16 protein-coding genes are annotated in these 25,432 nt (G+C 71.5%); 6 read left to right on the top strand and 10 right to left on the bottom strand.

Going from position 1 to position 25,432, the window contains the following annotated elements:
* Nucleotide 1: 1 nt before the first annotated feature.
* The 3 genes from ACIBSW_RS11440 to ACIBSW_RS11430 are packed head-to-tail and all read left to right on the top strand — an operon-like array spanning nt 2 to nt 3,925.
* The gene (locus ACIBSW_RS11440) at nt 2–1,213 is read left to right on the top strand and encodes an oxygenase MpaB family protein (protein WP_354722286.1); all 1,212 of its coding nucleotides are present in this window, start codon (nt 2–4) and stop codon (nt 1,211–1,213) included.
* Nucleotides 1,210–3,453: a molybdopterin cofactor-binding domain-containing protein gene (locus ACIBSW_RS11435; RefSeq protein ID WP_354722287.1), complete on the top strand. Its 2,244-nt coding sequence runs from the start codon at nt 1,210–1,212 to the stop codon at nt 3,451–3,453. Before ACIBSW_RS11440 ends, ACIBSW_RS11435 begins: the two co-directional genes overlap by 4 nt.
* Nucleotides 3,446–3,925 carry a (2Fe-2S)-binding protein gene (locus ACIBSW_RS11430; RefSeq protein ID WP_354722288.1) on the top strand — a complete coding sequence of 160 codons (480 nt, stop codon included), beginning with the start codon at nt 3,446–3,448 and terminating at the stop codon, nt 3,923–3,925. The genes ACIBSW_RS11435 and ACIBSW_RS11430 overlap by 8 nt, the downstream gene beginning before the upstream one ends.
* Before the next feature lie 4 nt (nt 3,926–3,929).
* Here ACIBSW_RS11430 and zwf read toward each other — a convergent pair whose 3' ends face one another.
* The 3 genes from zwf to ACIBSW_RS11415 form a co-directional block, all read right to left on the bottom strand.
* Nucleotides 3,930–5,330, bottom strand: coding sequence for a glucose-6-phosphate dehydrogenase (zwf, locus tag ACIBSW_RS11425; protein WP_354722289.1), 1,401 nt, complete (start codon nt 5,328–5,330; stop codon nt 3,930–3,932).
* 10 nt (nt 5,331–5,340) lie between these two features.
* Nucleotides 5,341–6,927, bottom strand: coding sequence for an MFS transporter (locus tag ACIBSW_RS11420; RefSeq protein WP_354722290.1), 1,587 nt, complete (start codon nt 6,925–6,927; stop codon nt 5,341–5,343).
* Nucleotides 6,928–7,011: 84 nt separating this feature from the next.
* Nucleotides 7,012–7,425: a hypothetical protein gene (locus ACIBSW_RS11415; protein WP_354722291.1), complete on the bottom strand. Its 414-nt coding sequence runs from the start codon at nt 7,423–7,425 to the stop codon at nt 7,012–7,014.
* Between the two features lie 181 nt (nt 7,426–7,606).
* Between ACIBSW_RS11415 and ACIBSW_RS11410 the strand changes: the two genes are divergently transcribed.
* Nucleotides 7,607–8,509: a hypothetical protein gene (locus tag ACIBSW_RS11410; protein WP_354722292.1), complete on the top strand. Its 903-nt coding sequence runs from the start codon at nt 7,607–7,609 to the stop codon at nt 8,507–8,509.
* Nucleotides 8,510–8,515: 6 nt separating this feature from the next.
* On the opposite strand, the gene fxsT is transcribed toward ACIBSW_RS11410, so the two are convergent.
* The 5 genes from fxsT to ACIBSW_RS11385 all read right to left on the bottom strand — a co-directional run bounded on the left by fxsT (nt 8,516) and on the right by ACIBSW_RS11385 (nt 17,164).
* Entirely contained in the window at nt 8,516–12,415 is a 3,900-nt protein-coding gene (fxsT, locus tag ACIBSW_RS11405) for an FxSxx-COOH system tetratricopeptide repeat protein (protein WP_354722293.1), read from the bottom strand.
* A gap of 3 nt (nt 12,416–12,418) precedes the next feature.
* A complete protein-coding gene (locus ACIBSW_RS11400) occupies nt 12,419–13,870 on the bottom strand; it encodes an effector-associated domain 2-containing protein (RefSeq protein WP_354722294.1) in 1,452 nt (483 codons plus the stop codon).
* 50 nt (nt 13,871–13,920) lie between these two features.
* Nucleotides 13,921–15,612 (bottom strand): HEXXH motif domain-containing protein, encoded by a 1,692-nt coding sequence (locus ACIBSW_RS11395; RefSeq protein ID WP_354722295.1) that lies wholly within the window; start codon nt 15,610–15,612, stop codon nt 13,921–13,923.
* A gap of 321 nt (nt 15,613–15,933) precedes the next feature.
* Nucleotides 15,934–16,107, bottom strand: a complete 174-nt coding sequence (locus tag ACIBSW_RS11390; protein ID WP_354722296.1) for a hypothetical protein — start codon at nt 16,105–16,107, stop codon at nt 15,934–15,936.
* A gap of 148 nt (nt 16,108–16,255) precedes the next feature.
* Nucleotides 16,256–17,164 (bottom strand): TIR domain-containing protein, encoded by a 909-nt coding sequence (locus ACIBSW_RS11385; RefSeq protein ID WP_404799300.1) that lies wholly within the window; start codon nt 17,162–17,164, stop codon nt 16,256–16,258.
* A gap of 121 nt (nt 17,165–17,285) precedes the next feature.
* On the opposite strand from ACIBSW_RS11385, the gene ACIBSW_RS11380 reads away from it, so the two are divergent.
* Nucleotides 17,286–17,642, top strand: coding sequence for a DUF6204 family protein (locus ACIBSW_RS11380; protein WP_354722298.1), 357 nt, complete (start codon nt 17,286–17,288; stop codon nt 17,640–17,642).
* Nucleotides 17,643–17,853: 211 nt separating this feature from the next.
* Nucleotides 17,854–18,237, top strand: a complete 384-nt coding sequence (locus tag ACIBSW_RS11375) for a hypothetical protein (protein WP_354722299.1) — start codon at nt 17,854–17,856, stop codon at nt 18,235–18,237.
* 18 nt (nt 18,238–18,255) lie between these two features.
* Here the strand turns inward: ACIBSW_RS11375 and ACIBSW_RS11370 are convergent, their stop codons facing one another.
* Together ACIBSW_RS11370 and ACIBSW_RS11365 are read right to left on the bottom strand one after the other, a co-directional pair.
* On the bottom strand, nt 18,256–18,927 hold the full coding sequence (locus tag ACIBSW_RS11370; RefSeq protein WP_354722300.1) for a hypothetical protein: 672 nt from the start codon (nt 18,925–18,927) through the stop codon (nt 18,256–18,258).
* Between the two features lie 112 nt (nt 18,928–19,039).
* Nucleotides 19,040–25,333 (bottom strand): amino acid adenylation domain-containing protein, encoded by a 6,294-nt coding sequence (locus tag ACIBSW_RS11365; RefSeq protein ID WP_354722301.1) that lies wholly within the window; start codon nt 25,331–25,333, stop codon nt 19,040–19,042.
* Nucleotides 25,334–25,432: the final 99 nt, after the last annotated feature.

Here is a 25,432-nt window from a genome sequence, read left to right as displayed (position 1 = left end):
CATGAGTGAGCTGAGCAGGCGCAAATTGCTGATGACCGGGGGAGCCCTTGGCGCGCTCGGCGCGCTGGGCCTGGGATCCCCGGCCCGGGCGGTGCCGTGGACGTGGCCGTCGAGCGGTTCGATCGCGGGCGACGGCTCCGGCGAGGATCCGCGCTGGGTGTGGGACGAACTGGCCGACCCGGTCTCCCGGGCGCTGCTCGAGAGCGGCGACGTGCCCGAGGTCAACCGGCTGCTGTGGGACTGGAACCGCAACGACCAGCCGCTGCCCGACGGCCTGCCGGCCTACCTGCGCGACTTCATCGAGCAGGCGCGCCGGCTGCCGTCCTGGGCCGACCGGGTCAAGCTGGAACGGGCCGCCGAGTTCAACAAGTCCCGCGGCATCTATCTCAACCTGCTCAACGGCGTCGGCGGCGGCATGCTCAGCACCGCCATCCCCAAGGAGGCCCGCGCGGTCTACTACTCCAAGGGCGGCGCCGACATGGAGGACCGCGTCGCCAAGACCAGCATCCTCGGCTTCGCCGTCGGCGCGCTCAACGCGTACCGGCCGGACGGGGACTGCATCGTGCAGGCGGTGAAGACGCGGCTGGTGCACGCGGCGGTCCGGCACCTGCTGCGGCAGTCGCCGCACTGGACCGGCGGCATCCCGATCAGCCAGGAGGACATCCTGGTCACCTGGCACACCCTGCCCACGTACGCGATGCGCACGATGCGCGACTGGCGGGTGCCGATCAGCGCCGCCGACTCGCAGGCCTACCTGCACGTCTGGCAGGTGACCGCGCACCTGCTCGGGGTCCGCGACGAGTACATCCCCGCCACCTGGGCCGCGGCGAACGCGCAGTCGGACCAGGTGCTGCCGCCGAACATGGGCCCGACGCCGGAGGGCGTGATCCTGACCGACATCCTGCTCGGCCAGCTCGCCGAGCAGACCAGCCCCGCCAGTGTGAGCCGGCCGCTGTGCAACGCGCTGGCCCGCTACCTGGTCGGCCCGCAGGTGGCCGGCTGGGACGAGATACCGCGGGAGCCGGTGTGGGAGGCGCTGATCGCGACCGCCTGGCCGGCGCTGGTGCGGTTCCGCGAGGGCCTGATCCCGCTGCCGCTGGTGCCCGAGTCGGCCTGGGTCATCGACGAGGCGGTGCGGCAGTACATCATGTTCTATCTGACCAAGGGCCGCGAGACGAAGATCGAGATCCCGACGATCAACCGGCCGGAATGAGCCCGCCGCTCGGCCGCCGGCGCCTGCTCGGTTATGTGCTGGCGGCCCCCATCCTGGTGACGGCCGCGCCCCTGCGCGCCTCGGCGGGCGACCTCACCGAGGTGCTCGACCTCAACGACATCATGACCGCGGCGGCGCTGCCGACCTCGGGCCTGATCACGGTCGAGGTCAACCAGGACGGCACGGTGTCGTTCGCCCTGCCGCGCGCCGAGGTGGGGCAGGGCATCACCACCTCGACGGCCATGCTGATCGCCGAGGAGCTGTCCGTTCCGCTGCGGCGGGTCCGGGTGACGCTGGCCGACGCCCGCCCCGAGCTGCTGTTCAACCAGCTCACCGGCGGATCCAACACCACCATCTCGACGTACACCCCGATCCGGGTCGCCGCCGCCGTCGCCCGTCAGCGGCTGCTGGCGGCGGCGCAGGAGGAGCTCGGCACGCCGGCGACCGGGCTGCGCCTGGACGCCGGCGTCATCGCCGACGGCCGGGGCCGGAGCATCGACATCGGCTCGCTCGCCGTCCGGGCCGCCAGCCCGCGGACCACGCCGGTGCCGGTGACGCTCCGGGCCCGGGAGAGCCTCACCGTCATCGGCCGGCCGCACAACCGGGTCGACGCGCTGGACGCGGTGACCGGCCGCAAGCGGTTCGCCATGGACCTCGACGTTCCCGACGCCAGGCCGACGATGGTGTGCCGGGCGCCGACCATCAACGGCACCGTCCGCTCGGTGGCCAACCTCGCCGCCGTCCGCGCCATGCCCGGCGTCACCGACGCGGTGGTGATCTCGACCGGGGTCGCGGTCCGTGCGGAGACGTTCGGCCAGTGCATAGACGCCATCCGTACGCTCGACGTGACGTGGCGTCCCGGCACCGCCGAGGGCGAGAGCGACGAGACCGTGCTGCGCCGGCTGGCGGCCGCCGAGCTGCCGCTGGGCCCGCGCCCGCCGACGCCGGTCGTCGAGGGCCGGTTCACGTTCCACTTCCGCGGCAACAGCGCGCTGGAGCCGAACTGCGCGATCGCCGACGTGCGCCGCGACCGCGCCGAGATCTGGTCGTCGCTGAAGTCGCCGATCGTCGCGCAGGAGACCATCGCGGCCCGCCTCGGTCTGCCACCCGGCCGGGTCACCGTGCACGTCACCGAGGGCGGCGGATCGTTCGGGCGCAAGCTGTTCTTCGACGCCGCCCTGGAGGCCGCCGAGGTCTCCCAGCAGATCGGCAAGCCGGTCAAGCTGATGTGGCACCGCGCCGACGACACCCGCCAGGGCCGCACCCATCCGATGGCCACCTCGCGGGTGCGGATCGCCTACGCCGGCGACGTCGTGCTCTCCTACGAGCAGCGGCACACCAGCATCACCACCGACCTCGGCCACGGGATCGGCGAGCTGTTCACCGCCATGGCCGCGCAGCTGCCCATCGGCGGCGCCGCCTTCTCCCAGGTCTTCTTCCAGTTCAGCCAGACCTCTCCGTACGCCTTCGGCAGCCACAGCCGGCTGCTCAACGAGACCGGCCGCGGCTTCAACACCGGCAGCATGCGCAACGTCTACTCGCCGGACGCGACGTGCGCCCGCGAGCTGATGGTCGATCAGCTCGCGGCGCGGATGAACCGGGACCCGTACCGGTTGCGCCGCGACTTCCTGCGCGACGACCGCGCCCGGGCGGTGCTGGCGGCCGCCGCCGCGGCCGGCGAGTGGGGACGGTCGCTGCCGGCCGGCGTCGCGCAGGGCATCGCGTTCCACTCCGAGTACAAAGCCGTCAGCGCCTGCCTCGTGGAGATCGACTGCCGGCCCGCGACCGCGAACCGCCCCATCCGCGACGGCGTCGGCGGGCCGCGGGTCACCCGGGTGGTCTTCGCCGTCGACGTGGGCCTCGCCGTCAACCCGCGCGGGCTCGAGGCGCAGATGATGGGCTGCGTCATGGACGGCATCGCGCTCGCCCTGACCTCCAGCCTGCACCTGCGCGACGGGTACTTCCTCGAGGCGAGCTGGGACAACTACTTCTACACGCGGCAGTGGAACACGCCGCTGGACCTGCGGATCATCATCATGCCGAGCGCGTCCGAGCAGCCCGGCGGCGCGGGGGAGCTGGGCGTGGCGACGTCGATGGCGGCGGTGGCCTGCGCGTACGGGCGGGCCACCGGGACGCTGCCCACCCGGTTCCCGATCAACCACGGGACGCTGTCGTTCGTACCGAAGCCGACCGTGCCGCCGGTGCCCGCGTCCCCGACCGATGGGATACGCCATGCCTGAGCACTCCTTCCGGGTCAACGGTGCGCCGGTCACCGTCGACGTGCCCGGCGACGTGCGGCTGCTCTGGGTGCTGCGCGACATCCTCGGCATCACCGGGCCGAAGTACGGCTGCGGCATCAACGTCTGCAAGGCCTGCACCAGCCACCTCAACGGCCGGGCCGTCAGCCCCTGCGCGATACCCGTCGGCGACCTCGGACCCGACGACGAGGTGACCACGATCGAGGGCCTGCCGGCCACCGTCGGCGCCGAGCTGCATCCCATGCAGCAGGCGTGGCTGGACCACGACGTGGTCCAGTGCGGCTACTGCCAGCCCGGTCAGATCATGGCGGCGGTCGACCTGGTCCGGCGGGTCGCCGCCGAGGGCCGCGCGATCACCGACGCCGACCTCGACGGCATCCGCAACATCTGCCGGTGCGGTACCTACTTCCGGATCCGCGCGGCCATCCGGGCGGGCGCGGCGGGCATGGGCTAGCCGGTCAGGGCGCCGTCCATGGACCGTGCCAGCCGCCGTGCCCGGCGACCAGCCGGTCGGCGCCGGGCGGCCCCCACGACCCGGGGGCGTACGCCTCGACCGGCGGCGGGTTGTCGATCAGCGGCTGCAGGATCCGCCAGGTCTCCTCGACACCGTCCTGCCGCTGGAAGCGCGTGCCGTTGCCGAGCAGCGCGGCGTGCAGCAGCACCTCGTACGGGGTGGGGCCCTCGCCGCCCTCCTGCGCGAACTCCATGTCCAGGGTGACCGGCTCCGGGCCCTCCGCGTCGGAGCGGTGCGCCTGCAGCTTCAGCCGCATCCCGGTGGACGGGTCCAGCCTGATCACGAGCTCGTCGGGCTCCGGCCGGTGCGCCACGCCGGGCAGCCGCAGGCCCAGCTTGGGCGGGCGCTTGAAGACCAGGCGGAACTCGGTCTGAGTCACCGGTAGCCGCTTGCCGGTACGGATGAAGAACGGCACGCCCGACCACCGCCAGTTGTCGATGTCCAGCCGGATCGCCGCGTACGTCTCGGTCTGGCTGTCCGCGGCCACGCCGGGGATCTGCCGGTAGCCGTCGTACTGGCCGCGGACGCAGCTCGCCGGGTCCGCCTCGGCGACCGCCCGCCAGAGCGCCAGCTGGGCGTTCTTGAGGATGTCCGGGTCGTGGCCCGCCGGTGACTCCATCGCGCCGGCCGCGACCACCTGCATGAGGTGGTTGACGACCACGTCCCGCACGGCGCCGACCGGGTCGTAGAAGTGGCCGCGGTCCTCGACGCCGAAGCTCTCCGCCATGGTGATCTCGACGGACTCGACGTAGTTGCGATTCCAGACCGGGTCCAGCATCGTGTTGGCGAACCGGAAGTAGAGCAGCTCCTCCAGGCCCATCTTGCCGAGGAAGTGGTCGATGCGGAACAGCTGCTCCTCGGGCACGTGCTGGTGGATCTCCGCGGCCAGCGCGACGGCCGACTCGCTGTCGTGGCCGAACGGCTTCTCCACCACCACCCGGCCCGCTCGGACCAGGCCGGCCTCGGCCAGGCCCCGGGTGACCCGGCCGAACAGGAACGGCGGGATCTCCAGGTAGAACACCGGAACGGCGGCGGCGTCGATCGCCTCGCCGACCCGGCGGTAGGTGCCGGGGTCGTCGAAGTCGCCGCTGACGTAGCTCATCCGGCCGGTGAGGCGCGCGAACGCCTCATCCTCGATCTTCTCGCCGGTGCCCTCGATCGCGGCCCGCGCGTGCGCGACCAGGTCCGCGTGCGTCCACGCGTCGACGGCCACCCCGATGATCGGGCAGTCGAGCAGCCCGCGCAGCTCGAGGCGGTACAGCGAGCGGAACGTCATCACCCTGGCGAGGTCGCCGGTGATGCCGAAGATGGCCAGCACGTCGGCGGGCCTGGTGGTCGGTGCCATGGTGTTTCCCTTATTTGTCGGAGTCCTCGACCTGGTAGGCGTCGAGGAGCTGCTGCTCGGTGTCCCGGTGCGGGAAGAGGAAGAACACGAGCGCGGCGCCGATCGCGATGGCGACGATGCCCGCGGTGTACGCCCAGTCGGCGCCGTCCAGGAACGACTGCTTAGCCGCGGAGATGATCTCGTTCTCGTACTGCGGATAGCGCTGCGCGGCGTCGGCGGCGCTGGAGAACGACTTCGTCAGGACGTTGCGCACCTGCGCCGAGGCGCTCGGATCCTCGGCGTTGATCGCGGCGGAGAACGCCGCCGCGTACCCGGCCGTCAGCAGCGCGCCGAACGTCGACTGCAGGATCGCGCCGCCCAGGTCCCGCTGCAGATCCGCGGTGCCCGACGCCATGCCGGCGCGCCGCACCGGCACGGACCCGGTGAGCGAGTGCGAGGCGGGCGTGCCGGCGAACCCCACGCCGACGCCGATGAACGCGTACGCGAGAGCGATCTGCCAGTAGGCGCTGTTCGAGTTCCAGAGCAGCAGCATCCAGCCGAAGGCGAGCAGCAGGAACGCGTACCCGAGCAGCAGGGTGAAGCGCGCGCCGCGCGTCTCGACGAGCCGGGCCGACCGCGGCGCGACCAGCACCATCAGGATGACCGCCGGCAGGAACGCCGCACCCGCCTCGAACGTGGAGTAACCGAGCACGTTCTGCAGGTACTGCTGGCTGACGAACGCCGAACCCATCAGCGAGCCGAAGACGATCACACCGGCGCAGGCCGCCACCCAGAAGATCCGGCGCCCGGCCACGCGCAGGTCGTAGAGCGGATTGACCGCTGCGCGCTGCCGCAGCACGAAGCAGACCAGCGCGACCAGGGCGATCCCGGCGAGCAGCAGCGTGAGCGCGCCCCGGTTCGGCACCGGCGCGAAGTTGATCGACAGGATGAGCGAGCCGACCAGCACGATGGACAGGACGCCGCCGAGGTTGTCCACGGGCTCGGTCGTCTCGTTCACCCCGCCCGGTACCAGGAAGAACGCCATCAGCAGGGCCAGCACGGCCAGCGGCAGCGTGATCAGGAAGACCGAACCCCACCAGAAGCTCTGCAGCAGCGCCCCGGCCACGAGCGGGCCGAGCGCGGCGATTCCGCCGCCGAGCGCCGACCACAGCGCGATCGATTTCGTACGGCCGGCGCCGGTCCACAGCGCGGTGATCAGCGCCAGCGTCGTCGGGTACGCGAGACCCGCCGAGACCCCGCCGAGCACCCGGGCCAGGAACAGCACCAGGTCCGACGGCGCGTACGCGGCGAGCAGGCAGGCGGGGATCGACAGGCCCATGCCGAGCAGGAGCAGCAGCTTGCGCCCGTACCGGTCGCCGAGCGCGCCGAGGTAGAGGACCGACGCCGCGAGGCCGAGCGAGTAGCCGACCGCGATGAGGTCCAGGGTCGTCTGCGAGGAGTCGAACGCCCGTCCGATCGAGGGCAGGGCTACGTTGGCCACCGACAGGTTCAGGTTCGCGACCGCGGCCACCGCGATCAGCGCGGTCAGCACCAGACCGGCCTGCTTCGGCGCCTGCCCCGCCGCCGTGCCCGAGGTCTGCCCGGTCTGGTTCGCCATGGAATTCAACCTGGCCCGTTCGACCGGGCCGCACATCATTCGCGGAGGGTGACGTCGGCGACGCCGCCGGGCGGCCGACCAGACTCATCCGCCACGGGCGAGGCTGGCCAGGTCGATCCGGAGGCGGTCGATCGCCGCGGCCAGCGCCCGGACCGTCTGGTCCTGGACGGCGGCGCGATGCGGGCTCGAGGGGAAGGCGGCCGACCGGGCCAGCTCGTCGGCCAGGCCGGCCAGCCCGGTCAGCGCCGGCCGCAGGCGGGCCGGTCCGCGCCGCGCCGACTGGTCCGCGCGTACCGCGAAGTCGCGCGCCCCGCGCCGGATCAGCTGCTGTTCCGCCGAGGGGCCGTAGCCGTTGACGTACTGACAGAGCGTGTCGCCGTCGGCCAGCAGGGGACGCAGGCCGGCCCAGTGCGCCCTCCGTTCCGTGTGCGGGTGCGGACGGCAGGCGAACACGGCGGCGGCCAGGAGCGTACTGATCAAATCGGGGTCGATGAGCACGGGTCCGTCTCCCTAGCAGCGGAAATGAGGTGACGGGAGGTTTCTATCGCAATGATCGGCGGCTAAACAGGTACGCAGCCGTGTACCCGTTTCTTCCGTGACCGATCAGTTACCTGAGGTGACAAATTGGGTACGCAGCTGCGTACCCATTGCCACCTGGCATCGTCGGTAGCATCCACGCATGATTGCGTCCAAGCGGCATTTGCCGTATCCCTATGATCAGGATCTGATCGGTATCGTCACCCGGGTCAAAGGCAAACGACCGGCGACGCGCGCCACCCTGCCCAATGATCCGAAGGTGGCCTCCTATCTGCGGGCCGGCGTGACCTTGATAGAGCGGAACCTCGGCCCGCCGGACGGGTCGGGCGAGCTCGACCAGGGAGTCAACCGCCCATACCGCTCCGGAATCCGGTTCCTGACCGAGCGGGCCGTCATCGCGGAGATGGAGCGCATCGAGCCGCCCTTTCTGCGGCTGAAAGGCGATGGCCCCTACCGGTGTACCTGGGCCACTCACGACGACTACATCGACGACCTGCTCGATTTCCTGTTTCACCCGATCAATTACGACGACCAGTACGGCGCCGCGATGCAGACGCGCGGCGAGTCACTGATCAATGCGGACACCTTGGTGGCGGCGTCCGACCATGTCGCCTTCTATGAACTGCAGGCGATCTGCCGGATGTCGCTCTTCCGGCTGCAGTTGATGATGGCGGCGACGGCCCGCCACGACGACGGTATCCACCGGGCCATCGCGAGAAACTACACGGCCGCGCTGGAACCCTGGAAGAAGTACTACGAGTCCACGATCGCCGAGCGTGGCTTCCGCCTCTGTGAAGGTGTCAGCCTGGATCAGTTCGCCGACATGCTGGCGGCCGTCATCGAGGGCTTCGCGGTGCGTCACCTGGGCGACCCCGAAGCCGGCGTCCTCGGGCCGGCGCCCACCACCGGCAGCACCACCTCGATGCTGATCATCGCCGTCCTGAACAGCTATCTCGAGCCGGCCAACGGTCCCCGGCGCCCGCCGCTCCGGGAGCAGTTCGCCGCGACCGAGAACGCCGCCCGCGGTCGCCAAGTCATACATTGATCCTTGTCAGAGCGGCATCGGGTCCATGTCGCAGTTGGCGCGCTCCCACTTCAGCGCGGCCTTGGTGGCCGGGTGGTCCGGGCCCAGCACCCGCTGATAGCGCTCCACGGTGTCGTCGTGCAAGGCGTGTGCCTCGTCGGCGCGGCCCAGCGCGCGCAGGTCGATCGCCAGGTTGAGCGCGGCGGCCAGCGTTGACGGGTGGTCGAGGCCGAGCGCGGCGCGATAGCGCCCCAGGTACTCGGTGTCCATCCGGCTCGCCGTCTCGATCTCACCGGCCGCGTAGACGTCGCTGGCCAGGTTCGTGGCACAGCTCAGCGTCAGCACATGGTCGGGCCCCAGGCCGTCCCGCAGCCGCGCCAGCGTCACCTCGTTGAGCTCCCGGGCCTGCACCACGTCGTTCTTGAGCCGGAGAATGATCGCCAGGTTGCCGCCGGCGGCGAGTGCGTGCGGGTGAGTCTTGCCGAGCGTGTCCCGGAACCGCTGGAAGTTCTCGGTCGCGAGCGCCTCGGCGCGGTCCAGGTCGCCGGCCTGGCGCAGGTCGAGCGCCAAATTGAGGGCCGCCGACATGGTGCCGGGATTGGCCTCGCCGAACGCCGCGACGTACCGCTTGAGCGCGTCCTCGGAGGTCGCCAGGGCGCCTCGGTGATCGCCGGCCTTGCGCCGGGTCACGGAGAGGCTCCGGTTGGTCTCGACCGTCTGCGGGTCGCGTTCGCCGAGGCTGTCCACGAACGAGTCGGTCAGCCGCTCGAACTCCTCGCGTGAGGCGAGGTAGTCGCCGAGCTGGCGCCGGTCGATCAGGACACCACGGTGGGCGCGCAGGCTCTCCTCGTGACTCTGCCCGAAGATCTGCACCTTCCGGTCCCAGGTGTTCTGGTCGACCTCCCGCGCCGCCTCGAACTGCCCGGCCAGCCGCAGGCTGACCGCCAGGTTGTGTGCCGCGTTGAGGGTGAACGGCTCGTCATCGCCGTAGAGGCTGACGCAACGGTCGTACACCTCGCGGGAACGCTCCAGCGCGTCCTGGAACCGGCCCTCGACCCGGCGGTCCGCCGCCACCGCCTGCATCGCGTCCAGCAGCGCCTCCGGGTACTCGTCGGCGAACCGCTGATGCCGGGTCAGCAGGTCGGCGTTGAGCGTGGCGGCCTCCTTGTACCGGCCGAGCGCGAACAGGACGAAGGCGAGCCAGCGTCCGATCTCCAGGGTCTGTGGCGCGTCCTCGCCGAGCTTCTCCCTCCAGGCGGCGTACGCGGTCTCGCAGATGGTCAGACTCTCCGTCGGGTTGCCCCAGAAGACGTGGTACTTGGCTTCGCCGATCACCAGATCGCGTACCCAGTCGTCCTCGGCGTCGGTGATCGCGCCGGAGGCGACCAGGTGCGGGTACAACTCGGCGTACACCGGCCACTCGTCCCGGTTGGCCGGCTGCTGCGGGTTGTTCGCCGCCAGCAACTGGTGAGCGCTGTCGCGCATGGCGGTCCGCTCCTCGGGCGTCATGCGCTCGACGAGAACGGCCTGCACCAGGCGGTGCATCTGGATCGTGTTCTTGGCGTGGTCGACGCGGGCCAGCGCGTACCGGTTGATCTCCCGGATCGCCCGGCCCAGCTGGATCGGGTCACGCAGGGCCGAGGCCAGCTCGGGGGAGACGTGCATGCGGTTGCCGGCGGACAGCAGGGTCCGCGAGATCGGCTCCGGCGCCAGGAGCGCACACAGCTGCAGCAGCCGCAGCGCGGCGGGACGGGTCCGGGCGAGGTGGTCGAGCGACACGTTCCAGGCGGCCGCCACCGGGAACTCGTAGTCCGATGGCGGCGAGATGTCCATCAGCTCGATCTTCTTCTCCTCGAAGAGGGTGAGGTACTCCCGGGCCTGCATTCCGGTCTCGGCCAGCCACGCCGCCGCCTGCTCGATCGCCAGCGGCAGGTCGCCGAGCACCGCGGCCAGCGCGTCGGTCTCCGCCGGGCCCAGCGCCGGTGCGCGCCGGGCCAGCAGGGCCTGGCTCTCCTCCCGGCGGAACACGTCTACCTCGACCTTCTTGGCCACCGCCTCCCACAGCGGGTTCCGCGAGGTCACCACGATGTGCCCGGGGCCGCCCAGCGGGAAGTACGGGCTGACGTCGTCGGGCACGTCGGCGTTGTCGAAGACCAGAAGCCATTTGGCGTACGGGTTCCCGACGCGCAGCGCCTCCTTGACCGCGGGCACGGCCGCCGCCTCCGCGTTCACCGGTAGCCGCAGCTTCGTGGCCAGCTCCACCATCGAGGCCGTGATCTGCGCGGGCCGTTCCGCCGAGATCCACCACACGACGTCGTAGTCACCGGCGTTGCGGTACACGAACTCGACCACCACCTGGGTCTTGCCGACGCCGCCCATGCCGTGCAGCGCCTCCGGGAGCACGGCGGTCGGCTCGGCGGTCAGGCTCTCCCGCAGCTGGCCGAGCAGCTCGATGCGGCCGGTGAAGTTCGGGTTGCGCGGCGGAACGCTGCCCCAGACGGCCGGCACGCGCACGGAGGAGCGGGTGGTGGCGATCACCGTCGGCGCCGGCTCCGGTGCGTCCGCAGGTCCAGGTTCCTGAATCAGCGACATTCCCGCCTCCGCTGGATCGTAGGGTTTGACCGTCGGGTTGAGCTCGGCTTCGCGGCCGGACGCCTGCGCGACCAGACCCTGGATGCGCCGGGCCAGCGGCAGATGACGGCCGGACAGCGCGTGCAGTACCACCGCCTGGATCTCGACCAGCCGGAGCTCACCCGGCTCCAGCCGGACCGTTGCCGGCTGGGTCGGATCGTCCACCATCGCGCGCAGTCGCCGGATCGCCGGTACCCGGGCACCGAGGAAGTCGTCGAGCGTGTGCACGACCCGGATGGTCTCGTGGCGGCGCGCGTTGGCGAGCAACTCGACCCGCAGGCGCGGCGGGAACTCGTGCGTCACCAGTCCACTCGCGTCGGCGGCGTGGTCGCGCGGTACCGGCCGGATCAGACCGGCGACGAGAATCTCGGAGAGGTGTTCGGTCCGTGAGTCCGGTAGCAGCTCGGCCTGGATCAGCCGCATCACCGGCACGTTGAGCGGCGCCGCGGCGAGGAAGGTGGCGAGCTTGAACGCCTGCGGCGAGGCGACCGCCCGGAAGGCGGCGGCCTGGACACTCCGTGGTGGTTCCGCGTCGGGCGATCCGGCGTCCGGCGGCGCCATCAGCAGGCACGGCAGGTCGGCGTGGTCGCCGGCGGGCTGAGTGATCAGCCGTAGCCAGACCTCGATCCACTGCGGGCTCAGCTCGAGCAGCGGGACCGGCATCCCCCCGGGCTCGTCGCGGGCGACCGTCGGCGGGCCGTCGTCGGCGTTGAGGATCGCATCCAGCGGCCGCCAGGCGAGGAACGCGTTGGCCGTTGCGGTGCCGACCGGCAGGATCCGGAGGCGCTCACCGGCCAGACCGGTGCGCCGCCACATGGCCTGGGGTAGCAGGTGAACGATCGCCACCGGGTGGGTCCGGCCCCACAGCTGGAAGGCCGCGGCCGAGGCGGATGCGGACCAGCCGGGAGCCGACCCGTCGGTCAGCACCAGCAGCAGGCGCCGCCGGCCGCCGTCGACGAGCCGGGCCGGCGGCTGGGCCGCGGACCCACCCTCCGCGGCGCGGACCAGCACCTGGCCGGCGCCGGAGGCGGGCAGCGTCAGGTGCCAGTGCTGCACCCGGGTGACACCGACGGAGCGGCCGGCGATCTCGATGAACCGGTCGATGGTCTCGCGCCAGACCACCATCGACGGATGGTCGTCGACGACGATCAGGGCCTCCCACCCGTCGGCCGGGCCGCGAAGCCGTGCCAGGGCCTCGGTCATCCCCGGCTCGTCGAGGCCGGCAATGATCGACGGCCAGGCATTCTCCTGCGAACCATCGGCGGACATCCGCGCGCCGCCCCACCCCTCGGCCAACGGTCAGTATCCTCCTCCCGAGGCGGCGCGGAACTCCTCCGGCAGGCGCACAGGGTCGTCCCAGAGGACGACGAGGTTGTTGCCGATGTCCGCGCGTTCATCATTGGACATCGATTGGTCCAGCCTCAAGTCGAATACGCGATCCGGCAGTTTTGCTATATCGCCGTAGTACATGGATTCGTCGATCACTCGGCGGAACTCATCGCTGAATCGGTGACTGCGATGCCAGATGATGATCGGAATTCCGGTTCGGATCGCAATTCTGATCTCGCTCATTCCCTCGCCGGACGCCGGGACCGGTGGTTCGCTCAGCACGAGCGCGACGATCCGGCGATCGCGCGTGATCGTTTCTTCGAGGCGGTCGCGCGCGTCCTCGCTGTACTGGCAGCGGGCCTGGGTCGGAGTGTCCTCCAGCATGTGCCAGCGTGCTCGCCAGACCCGGTGGCGGTCGGGCCGCCGGATCCGGTCCAGGCTGCGGACGACGACCGCGTAGTGCTTGTAGAACGGAACCGGCCCGTCTTCCGGGTCGAGTTCTTTGGGCCAGCGCTCCACCGGCAGGTTGAGCAGCTCGAACGGCAGGATGAACTCGATCCGCAACTGCTGGTCGTCGGTCGGCCAGCCCTCCTCGGCCTGTTTCACGATGTCGCGGACCGCGTGCTCCAGGCCCGCCTCCGCCACGACGAGATCCTCGCCGCCCTTGACCAGCAGCGTTCGTTCGGGCGCCCAGCCGTACCAGTGCATGACGGTGAACATGCCCGGGTTCAGCGGGTGCGGATCGATGAGGATCAGCAGGGCCGCGGTCTGATCGGCGCGGCCGACCTCCCGGGTGCGGGTGCGGTACACGCGCTGGAACGAGTCGGTGATGTTCCATTCGGAGGCCAACTGGTCGAGCAGTCTCTTCAACGGGCGGCCGTCCTGCGTCTCCAGCTGATCCGCGACCATGCGGAGAAAGGTCATGAAGTAGGGGACGCCCTCGTCGTCGCCGTTCGAGCCGGCGAGGTAGGCGAACAGGTGCCAGACGTTGCGGCAGTGCGGCGGCTTGGGGTTGCGCCACTGCGCCGTGTTGAACAGGGTGGTGCCGTTGGAGACGTCGACCTGCTCCAGGGTGTCCTTGATGGCGAGCCACACCCGGTCGGTGAAGTGTTCGATGCCGTCCCACTCGTCGTTGAGCTGCCGCAGCCGCCAGACGGTCCACCTGTCCACGTCGTCGCAGACGCAGTCCAGCAGGTCGGACAGGCATCCCCGGCGGGCGCACTCGCGGATGATCATGAGAAGGTGCAGCCGCTCATCGGGCGATTGCGCCACGTCCATGCGCCGCCGGGTCCGCTGAGCGACCTCGCGGACGATCGCGTGGCGACGGTCCTGATCGCTGAAGCGCCCGCTTCGCTGCAGAACTTGGACGATGGCGTCGAGGATCTCGGCGCGGGCGCCGGACTCCGGCTGGGGAACGGTCACGGGCGGAGAGTGTCCGAGTCAGACCGCACCGCGAACCCTCCCCGGCGTGACTACGACGACGAACTGAGATTACTGATAGTACTAATGTCGACGCATTCAGCAAGGGGAAGTGTGCCGTCCATCCATTCGGCGAGCGCCACGATGTGCGGCCGGTCGATCCGGCCGGCGAGTGCGCGGATCGCCTCCGGTCGCTCGAGCAGGACGGCGAGCGGTTCGCCCAGCGCCTCGCGGGCCAGACCGAGACCCACCAGGGCCCGTGGGTGCGTCGGGTCGATCGTCAGGTCGCGGAGGTAGCCGCGCTGGGCCGCCTGGGCATCCTCCGCGATCAAGGCGAGATCGGCCGGCAGCGTGCCCGGCACCTGTGACGCGATCTCGCCGGGCGCCTTCGCGAGGATGGTGAACTGATCCGGATCGGCCAACCGGATCCGGGCCAGCACGGCCCGGGCGTCCAGCCAGCGTGCGCTCGTGTCGGTCACCGGATCGGCCTGCCCGGCCGGAATGGCCGGGCACGGCTCGCCGGCGGTCCACGCCGACGCCGCCAGGTCGACCCACTCCGCCGGCGGCGCGAGGTGAAAGGCGCGCCACTGGCCACGATGGTCGGCCGCGGCCCAGGTGGCCTGCCGGAGGATGTCCGCCGCGACCGGCACGTCGGCCCATCCGGTCACCGTGGCGTGCAGGTTGGCGAGCAGGTCCCGGCCGGCGTCGGTCAGCCGCGGATCCGCGCGCAGGTCGCCGAGGACGTTGGCGAGCTGAATGCGCCAGAGCGCGAACTCGTACTCGGCGATATGTGTAGCGCGATGCCGCCAGAAGTCGGTGATTCCGATAAAGGCATAGATGCCTTGCAATATCCCACTCAGCGGGCGCGGGTCGTCCCGCCAGGGTGCGTATGCCAGCGGGCCGCCGAGGTCATCGACGAACGTCATCAGGTGTAAGAGCGCGCCGAGCTTGACGTGCTGGGTCTCGTGAACGAGCGTGGCCGCCAGCTGTTCGGCATCGTCCGGCATCGACGCCATGATCGCCGCGAACGCCTCGTCGCAGGAGGCGCTCAGCGGCCGCCACGGCTTGGCGGCCGGGAGCGGGATGACCGTGCTGAGCGAGGCGGCGACGCTCTCGGCCCGGACCCGGTCCTGGCGTACCAGCAGCTGCCACGCCTCGGTCAGTAGCTGCTGCCATCGGTTCAGATCATCGCGGTCCAGCGGATCCGGCGCCGAGTAGCCCCGCATGTCCCGATAGGGATCGACATCATCGATCAGGAATTCGATGCGCAGGCCGTCCGACTCGGCGGAGCAGCGAGGCGCCGGACGCCAGTGTGGATCGTCGGCGTCCAGGCGAACGGTCCGGCCTCCCGCCGAGACCGTGACGTCGTCGCCGACCCGCCGCACCTCGGCGGTCTCCGCGTCGCCTACGGTCGCGGCGCCGAGGGTGGGCAGCACGACGGTTCCGGCGCGGACGGGCACCGCGAGCGCGAAGTCCACTCCGGACCGGATCGCCGCCGCCGCGCTGAGCGAATGCAGATATCCGACATCCATCCACAGTGGGCACTGCTCGGTGACGACTCCATCGAGGCGGCGCAACATGTGTGAGATCCAGATGCCCGTCAGCGGATACATCAGGACGTCGGTGGTGGCCGCCTCGTCGCGGGCCTCCGCCCGGACGAACAGCTCCCAGGCGCGGTCGACCGAAGGCAGCGGATAGTGGTTCATGCCGCTGCACGCCGTCAGCAGGTGATGGATGCCCGGCATGCGCCAGCTCCGCTCGGTCTCGGTGAACCGCCGAATCGCTGCGGCGTCACCGTTCCCGCTCGTGAGTGCGGCGAAGACTTCCGCCGCCACGACGTGGTGCGGATGAGGAGAGCGTACGGCGGGCATCGGAGATCCTTGGCGTCAGCGGTCGCGGCCACGTCGTCATGACGGACGGTGCGGCACCGGACCCGCCGGACCGTCGAGGCCCGTGGTTGCCGACTGATTGTCGTGGGGGCGATGCGCCGAATCAACCCGGCACGCCAGAAATAGGCCACGTGTCACCCTGGGGCGTCACGCGGCTTCGGCCGGCCGAGGTGGAGCTCAGTCCAGGCGCTGCGGGTTGTATCCGCTGATGCTGCGGCTCGGCTGGCCGACCCGGGCGCGCAGGCGGCGCAGCGTGTCGGCGAACCGGGAGCTGTCCTGGTCGAGGAGTTCGGACAGCTTCAACCCGCTCAGGTCCTCCACCTCGGTTACCACGCCTACGCTCTCCTGCATCGTTCACTTCCCAGACTAAGGCGTGTTGGACTGCGTGTGCACATGCAGATGCACACGTGTCGCAGAGTGTACTCAGGTGCAGTCTAGGACCTGGCCGCGCTATCGCAGCGGATTTGAAATGTGTCGGTGCCCGGGCGGAGAATCCGTGTCACGGCCCTCGGAGGAAGGCTTCCACCAGCCGGCGTACCTCGACGTCCACGGGTTGGTCGGGGTGGAGGAAGTGGACGGTACCGGACAGGGTCCACAGGCCATTGGGCACCTCCGTGAGGCCGGTGACCAGGTGGCGGAGGAAGCGGTCGGTGTCCTGATCCCCGGATGCCACCGGGGCGACGGGCAGGCGCCCGGCGATCATGGCGTGGAAATGCGCCTTGGTCTGCGCGGTCTCCATGGCCGGGAGCTCCCGCAACTGCGCGACCAGGTCGTCGGCGAGACGGGCGCGCTGGTCACCGGGTGCCGGCAGGGGTGGCGGGAACGGAGGTTTGCCGATGGGGGGAGCGATCTCGCTGGGCTGGTCACCGGGTGCCGGCAGGGGTGCCAGGAACGGAGGTTCGCCGATGGGGGGAGCGATCTCGCTTGGCTGGTCGGTGAGCACCCGCAGCAGGCCCTTGGCGCCGGCGACACTGAAGTCGGTGACCCGGTAGACGGTGCTGGTCCTGGGCAGCAGGAACTCGGGCAGGTCGTCGGTGGAGCCGCCGGGAAGCACCACCGGCAGCACTCGTGCGAACCATCGGTGACGGTCGTGGTAGATCCGGTCGCGGATGAAGGCCGACTCGTACTCGACGCCGCGGCCGACGATCTCGCCGGGCGGGCGGTCCGCGGCGGCGCGCCTGCGATATTCCGGCGATGCGATGATCAGAATGAACTCGGCCCGGGCCAACTCGGATTCCATTGTGCGAGGCCATTCCAGGCGCCTTTCGGCGGATTCGAAGTCGCTCCAGGCATCCAGGCCCGACTTCCGCAGGAAGAACCAGAATTCACGAACCAGCGAGCGATGCTCCGGGTTGTCGTGTGCGTACGAGATGAAGGTCCGAGCGGGACGACCGCCATCGTGCGCCATGACCTCAAGATATAACGTCGGCGAAACATCCCGCGTGCATCGGATCGGCTGATCCACGAAGGGCGCCGTCGTGCTGTTCAAACCGGTGGAACGAGGCCGTCCGGGCGTCTACGGTCGCGGCATGACTACACGCACCATCCGGGTCACCGTGCGCGGGGCCTTCGACGGGCTCGACGCCGAGCAGCGCGCCGGGCTGCTCGCCCGCGCGGCGCAGCACGACGTGGCGTTCGCCGCGTACACCGATGAGGGTTCGCTGACCTACGACATCGCGGCCCGGCCGTTCTTCACGTTCCGGTTCTCCCGTACGGCGCAGAGCGAGCAGGACGTTCCGGCCGTGGTGCGCGGCGCCGAGGCGGCCGCGGTGGCGTACCTCGACGAGCACGGGTACGGCTACAAGAACCTCAGCGCGCAGGCCGTCGACATGTCGCAGGTGCCGATGGGCAAGCGCGGCCGCAAGGAGGCCGCCCGCCGCGAGTAGTTCATGCCCGTACCTCCACTTGTGCTCCCCAAGAGGCGACTTGTCGGCAGCGCGCCGCCCGGTTGTCGGATTGCCGACGTCGTCTCGAGATCCGCGCGCTGGAAAATGGTCGGACGAACTGTGCTGTTCTCGAAATTGATCGTCGATTCTCGAACCTGTGGCAGCATGGGCAGCCTGGCATTTTGCGAACTGCGCGAGCGGGGGTGTGCGAATGCGACGGAAATTGCTGGCAGCCGGTATCGTCACCGCATTGACCAGCGCAAGCATCTCGGTGATCGGATCGCCCGCGGCGGCCGACACCAAATATGGGTGCAGGTATCCGCGGGTCTGCCTATACCTGAACAGCGCGGACTGGATGGCCCGAAAACCGACCGCGGCCTACCAGGACATAACGTCGAATTGGCAGCAGTTGGGCTCGCGAGGGCGCCAGGCCTACGCCGTTTACAACTCACGCGACGACGACACCGTCTGGCTGACCGACGGCAATATTGCGGGCTGTCTGGATCCGAACGAGATCTGGTTCTATGAACCCGACGTCCCCATGAAGATCGTGAAGATACGAATCAAAGGCGAGCCGGACTGCTTCGGCCACTGAGGTGGGCCGGGAAGGCGGTCAGGCGGGCGGGACCGAGCCCGCGAGCTCCCTCTCCGGCGCGGTGCGTGCGGCCGTCCACCAGATACCGAGGATCAGCAGCAGCTCGCCGACGTTGCCGATCCAGAACGCCATCGCGCCCGCCGCGGCCGCCACGAACATGGCGACCGCCCCGGCGAGCAGCCACGGCCGGCGGGCCCGGACCAGGAGAGCGACGCCGAGTCCGATCAGCACCAGGATGGTCACCACGGCCGGTATCGGCGCGCCGTGCGCGGCGGCGTTGGTGTAGCGCACGGTGTCGGCGTACCGGGTCGGCTCCAGCTGGAGCGTGACGACGTCGAGCCAGAGCCCGGCGGCGATCAGCGCGACGGTGAGCGCGCCGAACGCGGCGGGCGCGGCCCTGCCGGCGAGGGTCCGGATGCCGTGCCGGCGGCCGAGGCCGACCCCGACCATGATCAGCAGGGGTACCAGCAGGGCGTGCGTCACGTAGCGCGGCACGGACAGGGTCCGCAGCGGCTCGCCCTCGCCGAGGGTGCCGCCGCTCGCGATGACGGCGTTGTCCCAGATCAGAGCCGCGATCACCAGGATCAGCAGGCCGAGTGTCCAGTCCGGCCGGTGCCGGAGCATCGCGATGACCAGGCAGAGCAGGACGATCTCCGCTACCGCGATCAGGCCGAGGGACGCGCTGAGCATGTGCCCCCTGTTCCATTGAGGGAAACGATGTTCCGTCACGGTAAACGGCGGTTGGCCGGGAGGCAAGGTCGGATGCGGCGGGCGAGCGGAGCGCCCACCGCCTCCGGTCACGTCAGGCGATCAGGTCCGCCACCTCGGCGTCGGACAGGGCGGCGATGTCCGCCTCGACCGCGGCGGTGACGGCCTCGGCCAGCTGGGCGACCGTCCGGGCCTCGAACAGGCAGCGCAGCGCGAGCCGCACCTCGAACGTGGCGTGCAGCCGGGCCAGCACCCGGGTGGCGAGCAGCGAGTGACCGCCGACGGCGAAGAAGTCGTCGTCGACGCCGATCGTGTCGCGGTGCAGCACCTCGCGCCAGATGTCGGCGATGATCTGCTCGACCGGGTTCCGCGGCGCCGTGTGCTCCCGGGCGCCGAGGGCCAGGTCGGGTGCCGGCAGCGCCTTGCGGTCGACCTTGCGGCTCGCGGTCAGCGGCAGGGCGGGCAGGGTGGTCCACCACGCGGGGACCATGTTCTCCGGCAGCAGCTCGCGCAGGTGTTCGCGCAGCTCGGCCACCGTCGGCGCGGTCCCGGGGCGGGGGACGAGGTAGGCGGCCAGGCCCCGGTTGCCGGGGGTGGGTTCGGCGACCGTCACCGCCACGGCCTGGATAGCCGGGTGCTGGGCCAGGGCCGCCTCGATCTCGCCGAGCTCCATCCGCAGCCCGCGGATCTTGACCTGCTGGTCGATCCGGCCGAGGAACTCCACCACGCCGTCGCCCCGGTAGCGGACCAGGTCGCCGGTGCGGTAGAGGCGCGCGCCGGGCGCGCCGGAGAGCGGGTCGGGCACGAACATCCCGGCGGTCAGCTCGGGCCGGCCGCGGTAGCCGCGGGCCAGCCGGACCCCGCCGAGGCACAGCTCTCCCGGTACGCCGACCGGCACCGGCCGCAGGTCCGCGTCCAGCACGTACGCGCGGGTGCCGGCCACCGGCCGTCCGATGGGCAGCGCGGCCGTCGCCGGCTCGCCGGACGGCGTCCGCGGCACCGGGTGCAGGAAGCAGGTGACGGTCGCCTCGGTCGGGCCGTAGTTGCACAGGAAGCGGCCGGGCAGCCCGCTGCCTTCCCAGCGCCGGGCGTCGGCGACGGTGACGACGTCGCTGCCGACGTTCATCAGCGCGAGGCCGTCGAGCGCGGACACGTCGTACTCGAGCATCTCCCGGTAGTACGCGGGGGTGATCTCCATGATGGTGACCCGGTGCTCGGCGAGCCGCGCGGGCAGCTCGGCCGGCGGCCAGAACACCGGGTCGCTGACCACGATCGTCGCCCCGGCCAGCAGGGTCGCCGCGATCTGGTCCATGGCCACGTCGAACGTCAGCGCCGACAGCAGCACCACCCGATCCTCGGGCGTGATCCGGTACGCGTCGGCGATGACCCGGCAGTGGTGTGCGTACGCGCCGTGCTCGATCATCACGGCCTTGGGCCGGCCGGTCGATCCGGACGTGTAGATCAGATAGGCGAGGTTGCCCGGGGTCGCGGCCGGCGCCAGGTCCGGGCCGGGCAGGCCCGCGGTCGCGGTGACCACCTCGTACCCGCCGGCGGTGAAACGGTCGGCGAGGTCGTCGCTGGTGACGACGATCCGCGCGCCGGCGTCGGCGATCATGAAGTCGCGCCGGTCCGCCGGGTGCGCCGGGTCGAGCGGCGCGTACACGCCGCCGGACTTCAGGACGCCGAGCAGCACCACCACCGCGTCCAGGCAGCGGTCCAGGCACACCGCGACGGTCGACTCCGGCGTCACGCCCCGCGATCGCAGGTACCGGGCGAACGCGTCGGCCCGGGCGTCGAGCTGGGCGTAGGTGAGCCGTTCGGCGCCGAACACCACAGCGAGCGCGTCCGGGGTGCGCCGCGCCCGCGCCTCGAACAGCTGCGGTACGCACACCGGCTCGGCGGCCACCGGCCCGGTGTCCGCCCAGTCGCGCAGGAGCAGGCGCCGCTCGGCGTCGCCCAGCAGGTCCAGCTCGGACGCCCGGGCGCCCGGGTCGGCCACGATGCTGTCCAGCAGCCGCAGGTAGTGCCCGGCCAGGCGTTCCACCGTCGTGCGGTCGAACAGCTCGGTGGCGTACTCGAAGACGCAGCGGAGCCGGTCCCCGGCGCGCTGCTGGACCGTCAGGGTCAGGTCGAACTTCGCCACCGGCGTGCCGGAACGCAGCGGCTCGATCGCCGCGCCGCCCAGCGTCGCCGGGAAGCGGTCCAGGTGCTGCACGTCGAACATGATCTGGAACAGCGGGTTGCGCGACAGGTCGCGGTCCGGCTGCAGCGCGTCGACCAGGTGCTCGAACGGCACGTCCTGGTTCGCGAACGCGTCGAGCGCCATGGCCCGTACCCGGGACAGCAGTTCGGCGAAGCCGGGATCGCCGGCCAGGTCCGTGCGCATCACCAGGGTGTTGGTGAAGAAGCCCAGCAGGTCCTCGGTCTCCGGCCGGGTCCGGCCGGCGACCGGCGTGCCGACCGCGATGTCGGTGCGCCCGGTGTAGCGGGCGAGCAGCACCTGGAACCCGGCCAGCAGCAGCATGAACGGTGTCGCGTCGTGCCGGCCGGCCAGGGCGACCAGCGCCCGGCCCAGCGGCTCGGGCACGTCGACGCGGACGTAGTCGCCGCCGGGGTCGCGCTGCGCGCCCCGGGGACGGTCGGTGAGCAGCTCCACCGGGGTGAGGCCGGCGAGCCGCCCGCGCCAGTGGTCGAGCTGGCGTGCGATGTCCTGCCCGGTGCCGTGCTCGTGCTGCCAGGCGGCGAAGTCCGCGTACTGGATCGCGGCGGCCGGGCCGGGCGAGCCCCGCAGGGCCGCGTCGAGATCACGCAGGAACACGCCCATCGACCAGGCGTCGAACGCGATGTGGTGCAGCGACATCACCAGCAGGTGGTCGTCGGCGGCCACCCGGATCAGGGTGACCCGCAGCGGGTGCTCGCGGGCCAGGTCGAACGGCCGGCTCGAGGCGCGGCCGAGCAGCTCCAGCCCGGCCGCCTCGGCGTCCGGCAGCCCGGCGAGGTCGACATCCTCGAACGCCGCGGGGCCGGGCGGGTCGATGACCTGCACCGGCTCGCCGTCGCGGTGGACGTAGCGGGTGCGCAGCACCTCGTGGCGGGCGACCACCTCGTCGAACGCCCGGCGCAGCGCGTCCGCGTCGAGCGGGCCGCGGGCCCGGACCGCCAGCGGTATCAGGTATTCGGCGCTGCCGGGGGTGAGCTGGTCGAGGAACCACAGGCGCTGCTGGCCGAACGACAGCGGCAGCGTCCGGTCCCGCGGCACGGCCCGGATCGCGGACGGGTCCCCGGCCGCGGTGGCCGCGCCGATCCAACCGGCGAGGCCCTCGACGGTGGGCCGGGCGAAGAAGTCGCCCACCGACATCTCGATGCCGAACATCCGGCGCAGCCTCAGGACCAGGCGGATCGCGACCAGGGAGTGCCCGCCGACGGAGAAGAAGTCGTCGTCGACGCCGACGCGTTCGACGCCGAGTACCTCGGCCATCGTCCGCGCGACGTCGCGCTCCAGGCCGGTGCGGGGCTCCCGCGACGGCGCCGCGACCGCGGGCGGCGCCGTCAGCGCGGCCCGGTCGATCTTGCCGTTGGCGGTGAGCGGCAGGGCCTCGAGCGCGACGGTCACCGACGGCACCATGGTGGCGGGCAGCCGGGCGGCGAGGTGCTCGTCCAGGTCGGCGGGGACGGCCGGCACCACGTACGCGACGAGCTGGGCGTCGCCCGCGCCGGTGCGCCGGGCGATCACCACGGCCGCGGTGATCTCCGGGTGTTCGACCAGCGCGTTCTCGATCTCGGCCGGCTCGATCCGTACCCCGTTGACCTTGACCTGGTCGTCGGTGCGCCCGAGGAACTCCAGCGCGCCGTCCGCCCGCCACCGGACCAGGTCGCCGGTGTGATACCAGCGGGCGCCGGGCTCGTCCGCGTACGGGTTGGGGGTGAACCGCTCGGCGGTCAGGTCCGGGCGACCACGGTAGCCGCGCGCCAGAGCGATCCCGCCGATCCGCAGCTCGCCGGGGGTACCGATGCCGACGAGTCGGCCCGCGGCGTCCACGACGTACGCCGTGGTGTTGGGCAGCGGGCCGCCGATCGGCACCGTGGCCGGCAGCTCGGCGCCGGTGAACGCCCAGGCGGTCGCGTCGATCGAGCACTCGGTCGGGCCGTACGTGTTGATCACCTCGACGCCGGGGAGCGCGCCGGTCAGCTGCCGGCACAGCTCGGCGGGCAGTGCCTCGCCGGCCGAGCAGAGCAGCCGTAGCGAGGCGCACGCGGCGAGCCCCGGGTCGGCGACCAGCAGCCGCAGCACCGACGGGACGACCTGGAGCAGGGTGACGCCGCCGCGCACGATCGCGTCGATCATGACGGCGGGGTCGCGGTGGCCGTCGGCGGGCGCCATCACCACGCTGCCGCCGGAGACCAGCGGGGCCAGGAGCTCCCACATCGCGGCGTCGAAACCGATCGTGGTCTTGTGCAGCAGCCGGTCGGCGGCGGTCATCGCGTACCGCTCGACCGAGAAGAGCACCCGGTTGCGGATGCCCGCGTGGGTGACCACGACGCCCTTGGGCCGCCCGGTCGAGCCGGAGGTGTAGACCAGGTAGGCGCCCTGGGCGTCGGCGATCCGCGGCGGCTCGCCGGGCGGCGTGGCGGCGATCTCCGCCCACCGGCGGTCCAGCGCCACCGCCGGCACCCCGGCGGGCAGGCCGGCCGCCACGGCGTCCTCGGTGAGGATCAGCTCGGCGCCGGCATCGGCGATCATGAAGGCCAGCCGGTCGGCCGGATACTCCGGCGGCAACGGCACGAGGATCCCACCGGCGAGCAGGATCGCCAGTACGGCGGTGGCGAGGTCCCCGCCGCGGTGCATCGCCACCGCGACCGGGGTCTCGGCGGTGACGCCCCGCCCGCGCAGGTAACCGGCGAGCGCCTCGACCCGGCTGGCGAGCGCGGCGTAGCTGAGTTCCCGGTCGTCCCAGTGGACCGCGACCGCGTCCGGGGTGGCCCGCGCCTGCTCCAGGAACAGCTGCGGCAGCGACGCGGCCGGGCGTTCGAGCCCGGTGGTGTTCCAGGCCGTGAACCGCGCGAGGTCGGCCTCGGGCACCAGGTCGAGCGCGCCGACCGGGCGGGTGGGATGCTCGGCGATCGAGTTCAGCAGCCGCACGTGGCTCGCCGCGATCCGGGTCACCCGGTCCCGGGTGAACAGGCTGGTCGGGTACACGAGCTGGCCGGTGAGCGACCCGTCGGCGTTCTCCGCGAGGTACAGCGACAGGTCGAACGGGGACGCGGCCCAGATCGGCGGGCACGTCTCGACCTCCAGGCCGTCCAGCATGAACGCCTGGCGCCGCCGGGTGTGGAACGTGAACGCGGCCTGGAACAGCGGATTGCGGGAGGTGTCGCGGGCCGGCGCGACCGCCGCGACGACCTTGTCGAACGGCACGTCGAACTTGCGCAACGCGGTCAGCGACCCATGCCGGGCCTGCTCGAGCAGCGGCGCGAAGCCGGCCGTGGCGTCGACGTCGGCGCGCAGCACGACGGTGTTGACGAACATGCCGATCAGCGGGGCCTGCCCGGCGCCGGTGCGGGTGGAGACGGACAGCCCGACCGCGACGTCGGATCGGCCGCCGAGCCGGGCGAGCAGCAGCTGGAAGGCCGCCATGTGCACCATGAACGGGGTGGCCCGCGCCGAGCGGCCCAGCTCCCGCAGCCGGTCGGCGACCTCGGCGGGCACGGTCAGCTCGACGCTGTCGCCGGCCGGATCCCACTCGACGGGGCGCACCCCGTCGGTGGGCAGGTCCAGCGGTTCGAGCCCGGCCAGCCGCTGCCGCCAGTACTCCAGGTGCGCCGGGTCGTAGCCGTCGCCGCTCGGCGCGACCTCGTGGTACTGCCGCGCCGGCGCGGGCAGGGCGTGCGGCTCGTTCCGCAGCGCGGCCCGGTACAGCTCGGTGAGTTCGCCCGCGAGCAGGCTCCACGACAGGCCGTCGAACGCGATGTGGTGCACGGTGATCAGCAGGACGTTCTCGGCCGGGCCCAGCCGGACCAGGCCGGCCCGCCAGGGCGCCTGTTTGCGCAAGTCGATGGGGTTGCGCAGCTCGTCGAGCCGGATCTCGCGCAGCTGCCGCTCGCGTTCGGCGGCGGGCAGCCCGCTCAGGTCGACGGTGGTCAGCTCGACCGGCACGGCCGGGCCGACGATCTGCACCGCCGAGTCCCCGGCCGTGTCGTAGCGGGTGCGCAGCACCTCGTGCCGGGCCGCCACCTCGCTCAGCGCGGCGCCCAGCGCGCTCACGTCCAGCGGCCCGCGCAGCCGCAGCGTCGCCGACAGCAGCTGGTCGACCGCCGCGCCCGGCCGGAGCTGGTCGAGGAACCACACCTGTTGCTGGGTGTACGACAGCGGATGCGTGTCAGCGCTCATGGGCCCAGCATCGCCACGTTCCCGCGGGCCGGGCAGAGAGAGAACGGCAGTCCCGCGGGTAGCCCGGCTGCCGCCGCCGTCGCGCGTTCTTCTCCCGCC

This window comes from Actinoplanes sp. NPDC049668, from assembly GCF_044465445.1.
Classification (GTDB): Bacteria; Actinomycetota; Actinomycetes; order Mycobacteriales; family Micromonosporaceae; genus Actinoplanes.
This window is presented reverse-complemented; position numbering and strand designations above follow the sequence as displayed.